23 protein-coding genes are annotated in these 15,759 nt (G+C 62.3%); all 23 read left to right on the top strand.

The annotated features are described in order from the left end of the window. Positions 1-37: 37 nt before the first annotated feature. The 23 genes from A5646_RS25310 to A5646_RS29255 all read left to right on the top strand — a co-directional run bounded on the left by A5646_RS25310 (position 38) and on the right by A5646_RS29255 (position 15,758). Complete coding sequence (locus tag A5646_RS25310; protein WP_067025115.1) at positions 38-1,477, top strand: DNA cytosine methyltransferase; 1,440 nt, start codon at positions 38-40, stop codon at positions 1,475-1,477. A gap of 96 nt (positions 1,478-1,573) precedes the next feature. After that, positions 1,574-2,377, top strand: a complete 804-nt coding sequence (locus A5646_RS28580; protein ID WP_197505285.1) for a hypothetical protein — start codon at positions 1,574-1,576, stop codon at positions 2,375-2,377. Positions 2,378-2,940: 563 nt separating this feature from the next. Then, positions 2,941-3,174: a hypothetical protein gene (locus tag A5646_RS25300; RefSeq protein ID WP_067025110.1), complete on the top strand. Its 234-nt coding sequence runs from the start codon at positions 2,941-2,943 to the stop codon at positions 3,172-3,174. Then, positions 3,164-3,448 carry a WhiB family transcriptional regulator gene (locus tag A5646_RS28575; RefSeq protein WP_082984847.1) on the top strand — a complete coding sequence of 95 codons (285 nt, stop codon included), beginning with the start codon at positions 3,164-3,166 and terminating at the stop codon, positions 3,446-3,448. Before A5646_RS25300 ends, A5646_RS28575 begins: the two co-directional genes overlap by 11 nt. 427 nt (positions 3,449-3,875) lie before the next feature. Further along, a complete protein-coding gene (locus tag A5646_RS25295; protein WP_156765707.1) occupies positions 3,876-5,144 on the top strand; it encodes a hypothetical protein in 1,269 nt (422 codons plus the stop codon). A gap of 37 nt (positions 5,145-5,181) precedes the next feature. Next, entirely contained in the window at positions 5,182-5,403 is a 222-nt protein-coding gene (locus tag A5646_RS25290; protein WP_067025104.1) for a hypothetical protein, read from the top strand. A 32-nt stretch (positions 5,404-5,435) separates the two neighbouring features. Then, entirely contained in the window at positions 5,436-5,651 is a 216-nt protein-coding gene (locus tag A5646_RS25285) for a hypothetical protein (RefSeq protein ID WP_067025101.1), read from the top strand. A gap of 797 nt (positions 5,652-6,448) precedes the next feature. Then, complete coding sequence (locus A5646_RS29260) at positions 6,449-6,640, top strand: hypothetical protein (protein ID WP_156765706.1); 192 nt, start codon at positions 6,449-6,451, stop codon at positions 6,638-6,640. Positions 6,641-7,047: 407 nt separating this feature from the next. Next, entirely contained in the window at positions 7,048-7,320 is a 273-nt protein-coding gene (locus A5646_RS25280; RefSeq protein WP_067025098.1) for a hypothetical protein, read from the top strand. Continuing rightward, positions 7,317-7,661 carry a hypothetical protein gene (locus A5646_RS25275; RefSeq protein WP_067025095.1) on the top strand — a complete coding sequence of 115 codons (345 nt, stop codon included), beginning with the start codon at positions 7,317-7,319 and terminating at the stop codon, positions 7,659-7,661. The genes A5646_RS25280 and A5646_RS25275 overlap by 4 nt, the downstream gene beginning before the upstream one ends. Continuing rightward, a complete protein-coding gene (locus A5646_RS25270) occupies positions 7,645-8,022 on the top strand; it encodes a hypothetical protein (RefSeq protein ID WP_067025091.1) in 378 nt (125 codons plus the stop codon). The genes A5646_RS25275 and A5646_RS25270 overlap by 17 nt, the downstream gene beginning before the upstream one ends. Positions 8,023-8,290: 268 nt before the next feature. Further along, positions 8,291-8,716, top strand: coding sequence for a hypothetical protein (locus tag A5646_RS25265; RefSeq protein ID WP_067025088.1), 426 nt, complete (start codon positions 8,291-8,293; stop codon positions 8,714-8,716). Next, the gene (locus A5646_RS28570; protein WP_082984846.1) at positions 8,716-8,895 is read left to right on the top strand and encodes a hypothetical protein; all 180 of its coding nucleotides are present in this window, start codon (positions 8,716-8,718) and stop codon (positions 8,893-8,895) included. The genes A5646_RS25265 and A5646_RS28570 overlap by 1 nt, the downstream gene beginning before the upstream one ends. Before the next feature lie 6 nt (positions 8,896-8,901). Then, the gene (locus A5646_RS25260; protein ID WP_067025085.1) at positions 8,902-9,207 is read left to right on the top strand and encodes a hypothetical protein; all 306 of its coding nucleotides are present in this window, start codon (positions 8,902-8,904) and stop codon (positions 9,205-9,207) included. Then, a complete protein-coding gene (locus A5646_RS25255; protein ID WP_067025082.1) occupies positions 9,200-9,946 on the top strand; it encodes a hypothetical protein in 747 nt (248 codons plus the stop codon). Before A5646_RS25260 ends, A5646_RS25255 begins: the two co-directional genes overlap by 8 nt. 9 nt (positions 9,947-9,955) lie before the next feature. Further along, on the top strand, positions 9,956-10,201 hold the full coding sequence (locus A5646_RS25250; protein WP_067025080.1) for a hypothetical protein: 246 nt from the start codon (positions 9,956-9,958) through the stop codon (positions 10,199-10,201). Further along, the gene (locus A5646_RS30510; protein ID WP_082984845.1) at positions 10,198-10,512 is read left to right on the top strand and encodes an HNH endonuclease; all 315 of its coding nucleotides are present in this window, start codon (positions 10,198-10,200) and stop codon (positions 10,510-10,512) included. The genes A5646_RS25250 and A5646_RS30510 overlap by 4 nt, the downstream gene beginning before the upstream one ends. Beyond that, positions 10,488-10,709: a hypothetical protein gene (locus tag A5646_RS25245; RefSeq protein ID WP_067025077.1), complete on the top strand. Its 222-nt coding sequence runs from the start codon at positions 10,488-10,490 to the stop codon at positions 10,707-10,709. The genes A5646_RS30510 and A5646_RS25245 overlap by 25 nt, the downstream gene beginning before the upstream one ends. Positions 10,710-10,836: 127 nt before the next feature. After that, positions 10,837-11,277, top strand: a complete 441-nt coding sequence (locus tag A5646_RS25240) for a hypothetical protein (protein WP_156765705.1) — start codon at positions 10,837-10,839, stop codon at positions 11,275-11,277. Continuing rightward, the gene (locus tag A5646_RS25235) at positions 11,234-12,919 is read left to right on the top strand and encodes a terminase (protein ID WP_067025071.1); all 1,686 of its coding nucleotides are present in this window, start codon (positions 11,234-11,236) and stop codon (positions 12,917-12,919) included. Before A5646_RS25240 ends, A5646_RS25235 begins: the two co-directional genes overlap by 44 nt. 3 nt (positions 12,920-12,922) lie before the next feature. Continuing rightward, the gene (locus A5646_RS25230; RefSeq protein WP_067025067.1) at positions 12,923-14,353 is read left to right on the top strand and encodes a phage portal protein; all 1,431 of its coding nucleotides are present in this window, start codon (positions 12,923-12,925) and stop codon (positions 14,351-14,353) included. Continuing rightward, positions 14,350-15,195 (top strand): hypothetical protein, encoded by an 846-nt coding sequence (locus A5646_RS25225; RefSeq protein WP_067025063.1) that lies wholly within the window; start codon positions 14,350-14,352, stop codon positions 15,193-15,195. The genes A5646_RS25230 and A5646_RS25225 overlap by 4 nt, the downstream gene beginning before the upstream one ends. Before the next feature lie 14 nt (positions 15,196-15,209). Then, positions 15,210-15,758, top strand: a complete 549-nt coding sequence (locus A5646_RS29255) for a hypothetical protein (protein ID WP_156765704.1) — start codon at positions 15,210-15,212, stop codon at positions 15,756-15,758. Position 15,759 lies beyond the last annotated feature (1 nt).

The raw sequence follows: 15,759 nt of genomic DNA, 5'->3' as shown, positions 1-15,759 counted from the left end.
CGGCGGATGAATGGCTCCAAACTCTCGGTAGAACCGCATGACGCTCACCCTCACAGATTTGTTCTGCGGGGCCGGCGGGTCCTCAACCGGGGCGGTCAGCGTCCCGGGTGTGACGGTCCGGATCGCTTCGAACCACTGGGATCTCGCGGTCGAGACGCACAATACGAACCATCCCGACGCTGATCATCTCTGCGCTGATCTGTCGACGGTTGATCCGCGCCGGTTCCCGCGCACAGATCTGTTGTGGGCGAGCCCGGAGTGCACCAATCACTCGGTGGCGAAGGGCCGAAAGCGGGCCGACGCGCAACCGGATCTGTTCGGCGAAGTGCTCCCAGATGCGGCGGCTGAGCGTTCTCGGGCGACGATGTGGGATGTTCCGCGGTTCGCGGAGGCGCATCGCTATCAGGCGGTGATCGTCGAGAACGTCGTCGACGCTTGGCATTGGGAGCCGTTCCGGGCGTGGCTGATGGCGATGGACAGCCTCGGCTACGACCACCACGTGGTGTTCCTCAACAGCATGCACGCGCAGGTGTTCGGGCCCGGCGCCCCGCAGTCCCGGGATCGCATGTACGTGCTGTTCTGGCGGAAAGGCAACCAGCGCCCCGCAATTGAGCGGGTCACCGCGCCGGCCGCGGTATGCCCAGTGCACGGCGACGTCCGCGCGCGGCAGGTCTTCAAACGCTCCGATCGGACACCGTGGGGACGGTACCGGCAGCAGTACGTCTATACCTGCCCGACGTTAGGCTGCCATCAGGTCGTCGAGCCCCACTACCGTCCGGCAGCTGAGATCATCGACTGGTCGCTGCTGGGTCAGCGGATCGGCGACCGTGACCGTCCGCTCGCCGAGAAGACGCTGGCACGGATCCGTGCCGGTGTCGAACGGTACTGGGCGCCGCTGCTGGTGCCCGTCGAAGGCCGCGACGGTAAGCAGGCCGCACCGGTCGATCAAGCGGCCCGCACGATGACCACGCGCAGTGAGACCGGCTTGGCATTCATCGCCGAGCTACGCGGAGGCGGATCGAAACACCGGCCCGTCACCGACCCGCTGTGCACGGTCGTCGCCAACGGCAACCACCACGGCCTCGTCACCACCTACTACGGCAACGGCGGAACACGTCCATCTAGCGACGCGCTGGCCACCGTCACCGCGGTGGAACGGCACGCTCTGCTGATGCGGAACAACAGCAGCAAGAGCGACGGCGCCGAGATGACAACTCCTGTGCGCGAGGCGATCCGGACTGTCACGACCACCGGCCACCAGTCGCTGCTCACTGCCGAACGGCCGACCATCGACCTCGATGACGTCCTGTTCCGCATGCTCGAGCCCCGCGAGATCGCCGCCGCCATGGACTTCCCAGGCAGCTACCAGATCCTCGGCAATCGCCGCGAACAGGTCCGCCAGGCCGGCAACGCAGTCACTCCACCAGCAGCGCGGGACCTCGTTGGAATCGCCGCTGAATCTCTGGGGGCAGCGTGACTGATCGTGACACCCGAAACCAGCCGTCGGCGCGCTGCCGTTGGTGCGGGTCGACTAATCCCGACCGCGTCCACTACGCCCACTGCCCGAAGGTTGGTGGTTGAAATTCCTTGGTTCTACGTCGATGACGCCTTCGCCGACAGCAAGCCCGTGATGCGACTAGACCGTGCTCTACGGAACGAGGCCATCGGTTTGTGGGTGCGGTGTGGAGCGTGGTCGGCCAAGGAAGAAACCGACGGACACGTCCCGCTCGACACGGTGAAGCAGTTCGGTGGAACCCCCAGACTCATCCGTGCTTTGCATGAACAGGCCGAACTTTGGGTCGAAAACGCGCCGGAATCTTGGCGGAATTCCCGCGAGATTCTGTTCGGAAACTGGCAAAAATGGCAGAAAACTAGGGCCGAAAACCAAGCACGCCGCAAACGCGAAGCGGAGAAGAAATCGACGTATCGAGCTGGAAAAAAGGGACGCGATTACGTTTCAACCAGCAGTGATTCGGAAATGTCCACCGGGGACACACCAGGGGACAACGGAGCCGTCAGCGAAGACCTGTCCACCGGGGACAGCACCGGGGAGTCCCTCTACCCCGACCCGACCCGACCCGACCCGACCCTTATTCCTTTGGTTACTTCTGGTGGGAGGGGTACGTCAGTAGACCCGCGAGGCCCCCGCCCCCAATGTCCAAGGCACAAAGAGAACTCGGACGATCCGTGCCCGGACTGCATGCGTGGTCGGCTCTGGGATGAGGCCCAGGAAGACATCGCTCGCGAAGACGACCTTGCCGAACGACGCCGGCTCAAGGAGCTGCGAGAGAACTGCCCGATCTGCAAGGGCAGCAACTGGATTCCCGACACAGAACCTGCGAAGAAATGCAACCACCAGGAGCCATGCCATGCCTGATTATCCCGTTGGCCCGAGTCATCGAATCCGCGGACGTGGTCCTGTGTTGGAGGCGTACGCCGAGACCGGCGCCCTGGACGTCGACTGCATCCATTGCGGTGCGAAGGCGGGGGAGTTTTGTTGCCATGACCCGGAGGTGGGTGGGATGCCCCGCCGGCTGCCGTGCCCTAAGCGCATCGTGGCCGCTGCGCGGGCCCAGTCACACGGAGAGCTGAGAAACCCGGTTCCTGCGCACGATTCCGCACTGCCGCCCGGTTCGGGCCGTTACAGCGGCTCTCAGCCCCGAAAGGACCAACTGCCGTGATCATCTACTGCCAGCAGTGCAACACAAACCCCGTCGAAGGCATCAATCCGGGCAGCTTCCTTCACGGAAGGTTCCACTCTGAAATGCACCGGCCACTGTGCATCGCCTGTAACTGCACTGAACCTGACACGCCGATCTATCTGCGGACCGTGGTCGTCTGCCCGTCCTGCTGGCACGAAGTCGACCCAGACAAGCCTCACGAGCCCGGCTCCCGGGAGTGCCTACGAGTCCTATTTCGCGGCGTCGAAGGGGCCTTCTCATGAGCTTCCAGGACGATGTGGCTGCTATCGCTGCCGAGCATGGGATGGACGTGGCGGTCGAGTACGCCGCGCAGTCCTTCGACCTCACACTCGGGCCTCCCGTTGGTGACGTGCTGCGCAACCTCTGGCGGGACATTCGGGAACCGCTTCTGCTCCACGGATTCCGCATGGCGGCGTCGTCCGGCGCCGACCATGAGCTCAACTACTACACGGAGGTAACCCATGGTGTCTGACGAACTCACCTCAACCCGTCGATCCGCGTGGGGATTCGGGCCAGCGGAGCAGGAGTCCTGGCGGGAACGCGCGTTATGCGCGCAGATCGATACCGGAGACATGTTCTACCCCGACAAAGGCGGTTCCACGAGAGAACCCAAGTTGGTCTGCTCCATGTGCGAAGTCCGCGTCGAATGCCTCTCCTACGCGCTTGATCGCGATGAACGCTGGGGCATTTGGGGCGGACTGTCCGAGCGGGAACGCCGCCGACTGAAGCGGGAGATCGCAGCATGAGTCGCCGACGCAGCCTGATTGAACTCATTGAGCAGTTCTGGACGAGGGTCGACACTTCCGGTGAATGTTGGCTCTGGAACGGCGAAGTCAACAACAAGGGTTACGGGATCTACAGCATCTACGAAGGAGATGGCCGAGAGAAGATCCTCGCGCATCGCTTTTCGGCATTGATGTCTGGGATGCAGGTTCACTCTCCCCGAGACGTTGTGATGCACAGCTGCGATACACCACCATGCGTTCGACCGAGCCATCTCTCTGTGGGGACACAACGCGCGAATCTGCATGACGCGCTAGCGAAGAACCGTATGAATCTAGCTGGTCTGGTTGAACCGACTCCCCGGATCTGCCAGGACTGTGGAGTGGAATTCCTTGGTGCAGGGAACACGCGGTACTGCCCAACCCACCGGGCGGGGAAGAAGTGGTCAGCATGACCGACACGCATCGTTGTCTTGCAGGCAGAGATTGTCGGGATGCTGAGCAGGTCGATGACTCGACGACCGGCCGCACCCTGCGCCGCGGGGCGCCGATCGCCGACGAGTCCGGGCTGTGTGACGCCTGCACTGGAAGCGCCCGCTACGCAATCGCCGATATCGCCGAAACCTGGCTGGCCCTACACATGGCGATAGGTGACACGAACCGCCGCCTGAACCAAAAGGTTTCGATATCCCGCTCGGCACCGATCAACCTCAACACCGACGCGGACGCACTGAAAGTCTCCATCGTGGAATGGCTTTCCGTAGCCGCTGCCAGAGTCGCTGAACAACTCAACATCAACCCCTACCACCGCGACGACGACGGCAATGAAACCTACGTCGGGCCCGAACCGCAGAACCACTCCGACGCCGAACATGTCCGCGCCGTGAATGCCGCTGTCCGCATCCTCGAACCCAACATTGACAAACTGGTCGCACTGGGCGCCGATGACGTCACCGTCTGGCTCAGCCCATCCGAAACTGACCACGCCGGCGAATCCGTCCCGTACACCACCGCTACCGGGCATACCGCGTACCGGCCCAACACACGGGTGGTCTCCATGGCCGGAGCTGAACTCGCCCTCGAGCTCATCAAAGTCCGGCGCAAAGCACGTAACTTCCTGATGCTCACCGCACCCACCGACAAAATGGCACTCCCGTGCCCGTACTGCGGCGAATACGAACTGGTCCGCTGCCACCGCACCATCAAGGGCCACACCAAAGAAATAGACCAAATCGACTGCGGCAACTGCCAACTGTCATGGCCGTACGAGCGGTATCAACACCTGTGCGAAATCTGGGTCAAGGAGGACGAGATGGAACGCGAGAAACTGCAGAAGCAGCTGGACAGCGAGAAGACACGCCGCGAGATCGCTGAATGGCTGCTCGCGGAACGGGAATGGCAGCTGTCGCTGGCGTTCGATTTCCCGGACGTGTCGGCGAGCGTGTTCGTCACCACCATCCTGTCGGGCTCCGACACTTCACCACCGGAAGCGTTCATGTCCGACCGTGACATCGCGAACATGCTGAATGTGTCTGACTCCACGGTCCGGTCGTGGGCGTCTCGCGGTCAGATCACCCGCCACACCGCCGAAGACGGGTCGACTGTTTTCTTGGCGTCGGAGGTGTGGGCGTTCGCGAAGACGAATACGGGCGGCCGTGCGTCCACGATGCGGCGTCTATCCGCCGCGCGCAGGATCAACGACACCGCCTGCGCAACTTAACTTTCCGCACAGTTATCGGCGAAAGGACGCAGAAATTATGAGCAGCCCAAAGCAGTTGAAGAAACGGCTCGTGGCCTTCGGGCTGGATTGCGTGAAGCATGGCGACATGACACCTGGCGCGGCACGCATGTTGGCCAGGCTTGTCGATGAAGAACTGACTCATATCGTCGGATTCATCACGGATGACCCAGCAGCAGTGAAGCCACGTCGATACACCGACGAAGATCACGAAGTGTGGGCCGACCATTGGTTGACGTAAATCCCCCAAGTTAACGGCAAGGAGAAAACGGCATGAAAGTTCGATTCGTCCATCAAGACGGTGACTGGCCACACGAGCGGCCCACGACCGATTCGTACGTTGACATAGAGATGGGGTCGCTGCCTTCGGTTGGCGATAGCGTGCATCTTCCCGACGAGTTCTACGGGTGGGAGTGCGAGGTCGTCAAGCGTGATTGGTTCACCAACGATCAACGCCAAGCCGACGTGATGGTCACGGTCAACAGTTGACGTAAGTCCCCCAAGTTATCGGCAAAGGGAAGCGAGTTATGGACGATTACTGCGAAGGTTGCGCGGCTGTTGTCGACCAAGAACATCTGTCCGACTGTTCCGTATGGCTTGACCTCATAAGGAACAGCAACACCTGACGCAAGGCGAGAGGATTATCAGCATGCGAGAAGTGCCCGATGATTTCGCGGCTCGACGCAATTTCATCCCGGACGACCCCACCGAAGACCCTAACTTCGACCCATCAAAGTGGACTGGAACCATCATGTCCGGTCTCATCAGCAGCCGTTCGGAATGCGGAGAGTGCGGCGCAGAGTGGACTGACGACCATAACTGTGACCTGACGTAACTCCCCCAAGTTAACGGCAAGGAGAAACGATGCCAACAGGACGTGTGCTGACGCAAGATCAGCAGTTGCAAGAACTGCGCGAGGCCGTCTTGGCGATAGCCATTGCGCTTGGTGCGGCGCTCCCAGATACACCCGAGGTTACGCGGGCACTCAACGCGCTGACCGACACGTACCCGACGTAAGCACCGCAACGTTATCGGCACTCAACAGGAGATGACATGAGGGTCACATACTCGCATGAGCGACCGCCTTACTGGGAAGTTATGGCAGGCGATGGCCGTTGGTGGTCTGTGGGATACAACCAGGACACGGAACGGTTCCTTATCACGAACGGCGCGGGTCGCGTTCTCGATCCACACGGCCCCACCGGGCAAAAGGTACTCGACGCGGTGAACAGTCACGAACGCTCTGCGTTGACGTAAATCCCCCAAGTTAACGGCAGGGAGAAACGATGGCAGAACTCAGAATCACTCGACTGGACCTGGTGCGCGCCCTCGAAGATGCGTGGGATCAGGGAAACGGCTGCGGCCTAGATGGCTGGGTCGGCCCCGGCCGTGGTGCTGGCGAAGTAGATGACGAAGCGGTCTACGCGCGTGATCGCGACGTCGATCGGATCTTCACTCGCCTAGCCGACGCGACATAAATCATGGCGATTATCAGCGGATTTGAGCGGTGCCCCGGCAGCGGAACGTTGGTGTCGAACCGACTCACCGGGCCGGGCAGTCACGAGTGCCTGGACTGTAAGCAATTCGTGCCGATGCACGACGGTCGACTGGCCATCCACGCGCGCGACCGGGTTGACGTAAATCCCCCAAGTTAACGGCAAGGAGAACCATGACGATCAGTGCCAGCGTCCACGTTCCTGGGAAGGGGCATCTACCGATGGCGCTAGACCATGTTTGGCGTGCGGGCGATCTGGTGTGCTTCGTGAAGGACGGCCCTGAGTACACGGTTGAGTCGGTGTCGTGGAACCACTACCCAGGACACAACCACGCCTGCCACATCGAACTGACGCCGCCCCAGGCGACATAAATCGAGAGGATTATCGGCATGAGCACTGACGCACCCGAGCAAATCACCGACGCCGAGCGCGTCATCGTTCTGGCACTCTGCAAAGGATTCACCAGTGATCCCGTGGGACCATTCACATGGCTGTGTCGCCTCGCCTGGTTCACACTCACCAGCGGTCAGGACTTTGACGCCGACGCAGCGATAGCCGGGCACGCCGCTTGGCTCAATGACCCCAAGAATGCAACCGACCGGGCCAACATTGTCAGTTGCATCGATTACATGCGGCCAATCGCAGCTAAGGCCAGATTGTGAACGAGGCGGACATCATCGCGTTTCTGGCGTGGCTAGAAGCCGTGTTCGACAACGGGATTGGATTCCCGAACAAGCAAGCTCTAGCATCCGGCTACGTCGCGCATCTAAATCGATCCGTCGAACACGACGGCATGATGGGCCACGACGAACTGGTAAACCGGGTTGCGAATGCCATGTGGACCGCACTAGAAGCGCAGGACGGTATCTACGTTGACCGGGCGATGGACATGATCGACGCATCCGGTTCTGGTGTGGACATGCACGCCGTCGCCGCATCACTAATCGAACAACTCCAGGTTGACGTAAGGGATTTGGGTTTTCGGCATGAAGGTCATCACTGACTCGGCCACCGAGCGCGCGCTGGCTGCGTTCGATGCGTTCCTTGAGCAGTGGATCCCGCCGGCCATGCATGAGCACGTCTTCGGGCACAGCGGCCGCGCCGCAGAACAAGTCCGCCAGTTGATCCGCGGCATCGACGACCAACACGCACTCCCACTCCACCCCGGCCCGATCGGCTACTGCGTCCTCGCCATGGAAGCCATCTACAACAACCGGGACTACCGCAACGGAATCATCTACACGCCGGCTAGTCCGGTGTTCGAAAACCTAGTCCAAGGAGAGAACTCACTCTCGGGTTTCCGGGCCCGCCGCGGCGACAACCATGTTTTGGGGGAGATCAGCGAATACCGTGTGTCGCGTTGACGACACCTTCTGTTGCAGTGCAACATGAAGACGTCTGACGGATCATGCCCGAAATCTCTGGGCTGGTCCGTTTCTTCGTTCCGGCGGCGGAAGAGGTTCCCGGAATGACCACTCCCGTTAGAACCGGCCGCTACATCGACCGCAAAGCCCATGACTGCGGGTGCGTCACCGTGTGGGACACCACTGGTGGCGGCGCCCGCTATGAACGTGCGTGTGGTGTTCACCGCCGCTACGCACACCACTGGCCAGCAGCACGAGAGGAAAACTGATGGCACAGACCAAGAACACCCCCGAGCCGGCTGAGGTTCCGGTTGAGGCCGCCGCTGAAGAGAAGGCCCCCGAGCAGGACGCCGGCAAGGAAAAGACCATCGTCACCACCGTCTGGGCCCCCGAGGGCCCGGTGCCGAAGGCCTCGATCCTGCAGACCGCAGTGCAGTCGGTGCGGGATGCGATCCCCGTGGTGTTCTCCCTGGACTCGGAGATCACCGGCGCGAAGAAAACCACACGCGACAAGCAGCCCGGCACCGAGTTCGAAGTCACCATCACGTACACGCCACGCGCGGTGGCTGGCAAGGAAGACGCCGTGGACGTCGACAAGGTGATCCGCGGCCTCGACGTGCCGCGCTCGTTCGACGGAATCGGTGGACACGACGGCGACCCCGACTTCCATGAGAGGAAGCCGCGCGAGCTCTGATGAAGCTCACCACTGTGGACGGCTATGAGGTCGAAGTCGACCTTCGATTCGGCTTCACCGTCCACAACCAAGATGGCAGCTCATCCCGCATCGTCCATCTGGAAAACCCGCGGGTCATTGGAGGACCGCCGGATGACGGTGGCCCCGGCGAACCGCTACCTAAACGAAAAGCATCGTAGCGAGGCATGATGAAGATCCCCGCGCACCCGGACGATTCGTTCAACGAGGTACAGGGCAAGGATCTACGCGCACGGCTGACCAAGGACCACAAGGTTTTCATCGGTGATGTGGAACTGCCTGGTTTCATCGCAGAAGGCGGCGTGTGCCTGGAAACCGGAAACACAGGCAGCATAAACCAACTCGTAGTGCGATTCCTCGTCGGTGATGTCGACATCGATGACGAGGTCATCGGAGATATCGATATCCTTGGTTCCAGATCCCCGATGAAGAATCCTCCACCGTACAAAGATCCTTCCAAAAACTATGGCTGAGCTCGAGTACTTCTTGTTGACGGCGACGCTCACCGCGATCGTCGTCGACTACACCGACGCCGGTGACGTCCCGGATCAGCAGCGGATCAGCGGCACAGTTGAGTTCAGGCCACGCATCCCCACCGGGAAACTGTTGTGGCTGCCCACCCTTGACCCGCCCCAAGGCATCGCCCTAGCCCCGATCAAAGCCCGCTTCGACACCGACGGTGTGCTCCGCACCATCCAGGATGCACCGGTGAACGAACTCCAACGCGTCACCGTGACCGGTGACCCGTTCACCCTGACGTACAACGGGGAAACCACCACCGACCTGGCGCAGACCTCAACCTATGCGCAGGTCGAAACCGCGCTCGAGGCCCTGCCCAGTGTGGGCACATCGAATGTGAACGTCACCGGGCCGAACGGCGGCCCGTTCGACTGCGTCTTCAACGACGCGTTGGGTAACCAGGACGTCCCGCAGATGACCGCGACCAACGCGACAGTGGAGACCATCCGCGGCGGAACCCTGGCTGCTGGTGTGAAACTCACCGCCGGCACCGACGTCCTCGGCCTCGGCACCTATGATCCGGCCAGCAAGACCGGCGGACTCATCTACGATTGCATCTTCTCGAACATCGTCTATAACAAGGGCATTCAGGAGATCCACCCGTTCGCCTTCGTCGCCGATCCGGAATGGGCCGGCACAACGATCGACCTCGCCGCGATCCCCAAGATCGACCCCGCCGCCGGAATCGGTTAGGAGAACGCCATGGTTGCGAAGAACAAGCAGCAAGCCGAGATCGCAGAACGCGGCCGCGAATACTGGACCACCGGCGCCGGCGGCATCAAGATCCGCTGGGGTGAGCCCGGCGACTTCGACCGCTGCGTACGCCTAGTCCGCGAGCACACCCCGATGACAGATCCTGAAGGCTACTGCTCCAACCTTCACGTGCGGGCCACGGGCGCACGGCCAGGCCACGCCGCAACTGAGCAACGCCCAGGCAAGAAGCATTGAGCTGGGGCCAAGCACCACGCTCCACCACAGTCAGAGACCAACACCGCCGAGAACACCCACCCGAACGCTGCAACCGCTGCGGCGCAACAGGTGTGCCACTCATCCAAGACCACGTCATCAACGTCGCAGCGGGGGGAACCGACTGCGTCGACAACATGCAATGGCTCTGCCATCCATGCCACGACCCCAAGAGCGAACAAGAACGCAAGGCAGGGCTCGAGCGTAAACAGCGATACCGCAACCAACGCAGACGACTACCAGTCAAGCCACACCCGGGGGACAGACCATGCTCACCACACTCGGCTTCATAGCACTCGCCATCGGCGTCATCCTCGTCCTCATCGGCTACACCATCGAACACCGCGCGATCAGACCAGGCTGGGCCTGCATCATCACAGCCCTCATCCTGATCCTCACCGCCGCCCTACTCGACGTCGCAGCAGGACCCAACTACCGCACCCCGGGGGTGGACTCCCCAGCGAGCCAAGCCCGCGCCGAACCGGCATAGCGTCTCGGGTTGGCTACGGGTTTTGAAGCCCGTGGGTGCTGGAAAACCGCTGGTCGCACTTGTGTTTCCGCAGGTCGCGTTGTAATCGGCTGCCCTGGCGGCAGTTTGGACCCAGGAGGTCATCGATATGGCAGTTGGTAAGCCGCGGGGGCCGGTGCCGAAGCGTTCGGAGGATCGTCGGCGGGCGAATAAGCCTGAGTCGCAGGGTTCTGCGGAGACGACGACTGCGGAGGCGGGTGATCGGCCGGAGTCGTTGGGGTTTGAGGCGCATCCGATTGTGCAGCGGTTGTGGGATGTGCTCGGGGAGAGCGCGGAGGCGAAGTTTTACTCGGCGGCGGATTGGGAGCGGGTTCGGCTTGAGCTGTTCTACGCGAGTTACACGTTGAATTCGGACAAGATCAGTTCGATGGCGTGGGCTGCGGTGCAGTCGGGGTTGTCGGAGTTGCTGATTTCGCCGGCGGATAAGCGGCGGGCGGGGATTGAGTTGAAGCCGAAGCAGTCGGACCCGGACGAAGAGGCCGCGGTTGTCCAGCTCGCCGCCTACCAGAACGCTCTCGGCTCCGCTTAGCCGCCTCGACACCCTGCCGGCCGGGCAGCCGGCTCTCACGTTGGGGTGGGAGGCGGCGAAGTGGTCGGCGAAGTATCTGCGGCAGCCGAATGGGCCGCGGGCGGGTGAGCGGTTCGTCTTCACGACCCGGCAGTTGCGGTTTCTGCTGCACTGGTACGCCGTTCATGAGGACGGGTCGTGGGTGTATCACGGTGGGGCCCGGCGGCTGGCGAAGGGGTCGGGGAAGTCGCCGTTCGCGGCGGCGTTGGCGCTGATCGAATTTTTGGCGCCGGTGCGGCTCAAGGATTTCGACCCGACATTGCCGGGTGGGTGTGTGGGGCGGCCGGTGTCGATGCCGTTGGTGCAGATCGCCGCGGTGTCGGAGGATCAGACCGAGAACACGATGCGGATGGTGCGGGCGTTCGCGAAGAAAACCTCGCGGCTGGTCGCTGACTACAACCTTGACCCCGGTTTGACGCGGTACAACTGCGAGGACGGCAAACTCCACGTGCTGACGTCGTCGTCGGCGACCGCGGAGGGCGGGGAGGCCACGTTCATCGTCGGCGATGAGACCGAATGGTGGCTGGGCTCGGCGGGCGCTGAGTTCATGAACACCCTCGCCGACAACCTCGCGAAGTCCGGTAACCGGATGTGCGAGACGAACAATGCGTGGAAGCCCGGTGTCGGGTCGCAGGCCGAAGCCACGTGGGACACGTGGGTGAAGCAAGAAGAAGACCTGATCGAGCACGGGTCGACAAAGTCGGGGTCGCTGCTGCTGTACGACGCGGTGATCGCCCCACCCGAGACGGACATGGCCGACGCCGAATCGTTGGAGAAGGCGTTGCGGTTCGTGTACTCGGACTGTGAGTGGAAGACGGATCAGGAGATCCGAGCGATCATGACGCGGATTTGGCACCGCTCGAGCCGGCCGGACGACAGCAAGCGGAAGTATCTGAACTGGCCCACCGCGGCCGATGATGCGTGGTGTGATCCGCAGGACTGGGCGAAACTCGCCGCCGACGGCCAAGACGGCCGCGAGCTGCGGGAGCTGGTCGACGGGGAACGGGTCGTGTTGTTCTTCGACGGCTCCAAGAACAAAGACGCGACCGCGTGTGTGGGCTGCTGCCTCTCGGACGGGCATGTGTTCACGGTGGGGGTGTGGGAGCCGAAAGACGATGTGCCCGTTGATGCTGAGCAGATCGACAATCGGCTGATCTCCTACTTCGAACGGTTCGAAGTGGTGGGGTTCTTCTCCGACGTCCGGGAGTGGGAAGGCTTCGCGAAGGTCACCTGGCCGGAGCGGTGGAAAGACCAGCTCGATGTGTGGGCGGTTCCGGGTGGGAAGATGCCCGAACCGATCGCCTGGGACATGCGGTCGCACAGCAAGGATTTCGCGCTCGCCGCCGAACTGGTTGAGGCTGAAATCCTCGAGGGGGCGTTCACCCACGACGGAAACCCTGTTGTGGCACGGCATGTGGGGAACGCCAGACGGTACGAAACCCGGTGGAACGGCGCCATCTCCGTGAAGAAGGAAACGCCGAACAGCCCGGACAAGATCGACGCCTGCGTGTCCGTGATAGGTGCCCGCATGGTGTACCGGCTGGCGCTGGCCGGCAGCGAACCCGAAGAGCCCAGTGAGGCGTATTTCGTGAAAAGGTGGTGAGTAGTGGACCCTACCAAGGTCATTGATTCGGTCCGCTACATACTGCAAGGCCCGCGATGCTTCGAAGCGGAACGCCTGCATCGCATTCACGAGGCGTTGAAGCCGTGGACAACGCACTCCGCGGCCCACCAGTTGGCGCGCGCCGGACACACCAAGGAACCGTCGGTGGGGATGAAGTGGCGTTCCCAAACCAACTTCCTTCCCCTGGTGCTGGATGTGTTCTCCCAGTCGATGAAGGTCGATAACTACCTGGCATCTGACACCAAAGAGACCGCGTCGCCGTGGGAGTGGTGGCAGCGTAACAAGTTCGACGCCCGCCAAACCGGAGTCATTCGGGCTGTCCTCGAGTACGGCGTGGCCTACACCACGGTGCTGCCGTCGCTTAACCCCACCGGGGGCGGTAAGGGCGCATTCCTGCGGGGCTTGTCGCCGCGGCAGATGACCTGCCTGTACGGCGAGCCCGTTGAATGGGTGCCCGGGCAGACACCCGTCGATGACGACTGGCCCATCCTGGCTTTGGAGATCAAAGACAAAGCCATCCGGCTCTACGACGAAGAGAACGTGTACTTCATTGGCGTGCAAACCGTCCCGGAGTCGGCGCTCGGCTGGAAAGACCCCTCCTACCTGGTGGTCGACAACTTCAAGTTCATCGAGGGTCGACCCCACAATGTCGGTGTGTGCCCCGTCGTGCGGCACCGCGACCGTTGGCTGCTCGACGGTGAAGAGCAGTACGGGATCATCGAGCCGCTGATCAACATTCAGTCCCGCATCGATGAAACCACCTACGAAATGTCGGTGTCGCAATACTTCACCGCGTTCACACAACGCTGGGTGGCGGGCTGGCGGCCGCAGAACGACGACGAAGCGTTGGCGATGGCCGCCGGCGACGTCTGGTACTTCTCCAAATCCGATGTCAAGGTCGGACAGTTCGCCGTGGGCGACATCAAAGGCTACTTGGACTCCAAGCAGTCCGCAATCCGCGATCTTGCTGCGATCGGTCAGATCCCCGCCCAGAACTTGGGTGTCGATGCCTTGGTGAACATCTCCGAAGCAACGCTGGCGGGCCTGGAAACCGGTAAGGAGCGCAAATCGGCGGAGATCCAAACCTGTTTGGGTGAGTCGTTCGAGCAGATGCTGCGCACCTGCGCCCATATCACCGGGGATGAGAAGAACGCCCAGGACTTCCAGTCCGAGGTGAAGTGGCAGGACACCACCGCCCGCTCGATGGGGGAGCAGGTCGACGCGCTGATCAAGATGCGTCAAGGCCTAGATGTGCCCGAAGAGATGACGTGGGAAGAGATTCCGGGTTGGACGCATCAGAAGGTGGAGCGCGCCAAGCAGCTTCGCGACGAAGAACGCGCCCAGATGGAAGAGGAGTTCCCGCAAACCGCGCAGCCGCCGGTGCTCAACGGTGCGCCGCGGCCTAGCCAGTGACCCAACCCCAACAACAGCAGCAAAACCCACCGCCGCTGCTGCTCGCCCCGCTGATCTACACCGGGCTGCAGCTGCGGCAAGCCCAAGACGCCGCCCTAGCACCGGTGTTGAAGCGGGTCCGGCAACTGTTCCACCTTCAAGGCGTCCCCGTCACCCCCGATCAGCGGGCGGTGATGGCCGGCTACCTGTACCGGCCGCTGCAGACCGCCCGCACCCGCACCTACACCGCCGCCACACGCTATCTGCACGGCCAAGGCGTGATCGATGTGCCCCCGTTGCGGGAATACCGCGTCGAAGCCGTGGAGAAGATGCTCGAGAACACCGTCGACCGGGTGTCGGTGGCCGGCGACCCGGTGGACGAGTCGAACCGAACCGCACCGCATGTTGTTGAGCAGACCCGAAAGTCCGTTGCCCGGGCAGCATCTCGGCACGCTCAGCAGCCTGCCCGTGAAACCGTCCAGGAGACCGCCGACGAATCCGGTCAGGAGGTCGGATGGGCCCGGGTCCTGACGGGGGCGTACTCGTGCCACTTCTGCGCGATGCTCGCCTCAAGGGGCCCGGTGTACCGGTCGGACAAGACCGCCCTGTACCGCGGCGGCGCCTCGGCGGGCACGTATCACGACGGCTGCGACTGCATCGCCGTCCTCGTCCGTAAAGGGATGCCGTGGGAGGGCCAAGACTCCTACGAGGCTTTGAACAAACTGTGGTCTGACACCGGCGGTCGAACGTCAGGTAAGCGGGCCCGCAACGCTTTCCGCCGCGATTGGGACAAATTGGTTCGCAGCGGCGGATCCGGAGATTACATCTCCGACAGTATGAAGCCCCCCGGCGGGGCCCAGTAACCCCAGGAGGGTCAATGTCCGAACAGGACGCAGCACCAACACCAGAAGCGGATCCGCAGCCAGCAGCTGAGGCTGCGGAACAACCCGCACCGCCCGCAGAAGAGGCGAAGCCGGCGTCGCGGTCCCAGGAGGACTACGAAGCCGAAATCGCCAAGCTGCGCCGCGAAGCGGCGGGGTACCGCACCAAACTGCGTGAGGCCGAACCGATTGTGAAGGCCCACCAGGAACGCGAGGAAGCCAACAAAACCGAGCTGCAGAAAGCCCAGGAGGCTCTCGCAGAGCGGGAGCGGGAGTTCGCCGACCTTCAACTCGGCTACACCCGTTTGGAATTGGCCGCGATCCACAACATCCCACCGGATGACATACACCTGATCGGCTCAGGCAGCCGAGAAGAGATGGAAGCCAACGCCGCCCGCCTTGGGTCGTTGTTCGCTTCCTCACCGAAAGCCCCGCCGTCGGACCGTCCGGTGGAGGGGTTGCGGCCAGGCGCCGCGCCTGAGCCTCCGAAACCGGAGGACGACAGCTACCCGGAGAGCTGGAAACCAGCTTTCCTCAAAAGTTAAG

Source organism: Mycobacterium sp. 1245499.0, assembly GCF_001673615.1.
GTDB lineage: Bacteria > Actinomycetota > Actinomycetes > Mycobacteriales > Mycobacteriaceae > Mycobacterium > Mycobacterium europaeum_A.
Note: the sequence above shows the minus strand (reverse complement) of the source record. Positions and strands in the feature narration are given on the sequence as shown.

Bases quoted from the DNA above. Each gene is read 5' to 3' on its own strand.
- A5646_RS25310 (WP_067025115.1), top strand. From the start codon at position 38: ATGACGCTCACCCTCACAGATTTGTTCTGCGGGGCCGGCGGGTCCTCA.
- A5646_RS25300 (WP_067025110.1), top strand. From the start codon at position 2,941: ATGAGCTTCCAGGACGATGTGGCTGCTATCGCTGCCGAGCATGGGATG.
- A5646_RS28575 (WP_082984847.1), top strand. From the start codon at position 3,164: ATGGTGTCTGACGAACTCACCTCAACCCGTCGATCCGCGTGGGGATTC.
- A5646_RS25295 (WP_156765707.1), top strand. From the start codon at position 3,876: ATGACCGACACGCATCGTTGTCTTGCAGGCAGAGATTGTCGGGATGCT.
- A5646_RS25290 (WP_067025104.1), top strand. From the start codon at position 5,182: ATGAGCAGCCCAAAGCAGTTGAAGAAACGGCTCGTGGCCTTCGGGCTG.
- A5646_RS25285 (WP_067025101.1), top strand. From the start codon at position 5,436: ATGAAAGTTCGATTCGTCCATCAAGACGGTGACTGGCCACACGAGCGG.
- A5646_RS29260 (WP_156765706.1), top strand. From the start codon at position 6,449: ATGGCAGAACTCAGAATCACTCGACTGGACCTGGTGCGCGCCCTCGAA.
- A5646_RS25280 (WP_067025098.1), top strand. From the start codon at position 7,048: ATGAGCACTGACGCACCCGAGCAAATCACCGACGCCGAGCGCGTCATC.
- A5646_RS25270 (WP_067025091.1), top strand. From the start codon at position 7,645: ATGAAGGTCATCACTGACTCGGCCACCGAGCGCGCGCTGGCTGCGTTC.
- A5646_RS25265 (WP_067025088.1), top strand. From the start codon at position 8,291: ATGGCACAGACCAAGAACACCCCCGAGCCGGCTGAGGTTCCGGTTGAG.
- A5646_RS28570 (WP_082984846.1), top strand. From the start codon at position 8,716: ATGAAGCTCACCACTGTGGACGGCTATGAGGTCGAAGTCGACCTTCGA.
- A5646_RS25260 (WP_067025085.1), top strand. From the start codon at position 8,902: ATGATGAAGATCCCCGCGCACCCGGACGATTCGTTCAACGAGGTACAG.
- A5646_RS25255 (WP_067025082.1), top strand. From the start codon at position 9,200: ATGGCTGAGCTCGAGTACTTCTTGTTGACGGCGACGCTCACCGCGATC.
- A5646_RS25250 (WP_067025080.1), top strand. From the start codon at position 9,956: ATGGTTGCGAAGAACAAGCAGCAAGCCGAGATCGCAGAACGCGGCCGC.
- A5646_RS25245 (WP_067025077.1), top strand. From the start codon at position 10,488: ATGCTCACCACACTCGGCTTCATAGCACTCGCCATCGGCGTCATCCTC.
- A5646_RS25240 (WP_156765705.1), top strand. From the start codon at position 10,837: ATGGCAGTTGGTAAGCCGCGGGGGCCGGTGCCGAAGCGTTCGGAGGAT.
- A5646_RS29255 (WP_156765704.1), top strand. From the start codon at position 15,210: ATGTCCGAACAGGACGCAGCACCAACACCAGAAGCGGATCCGCAGCCA.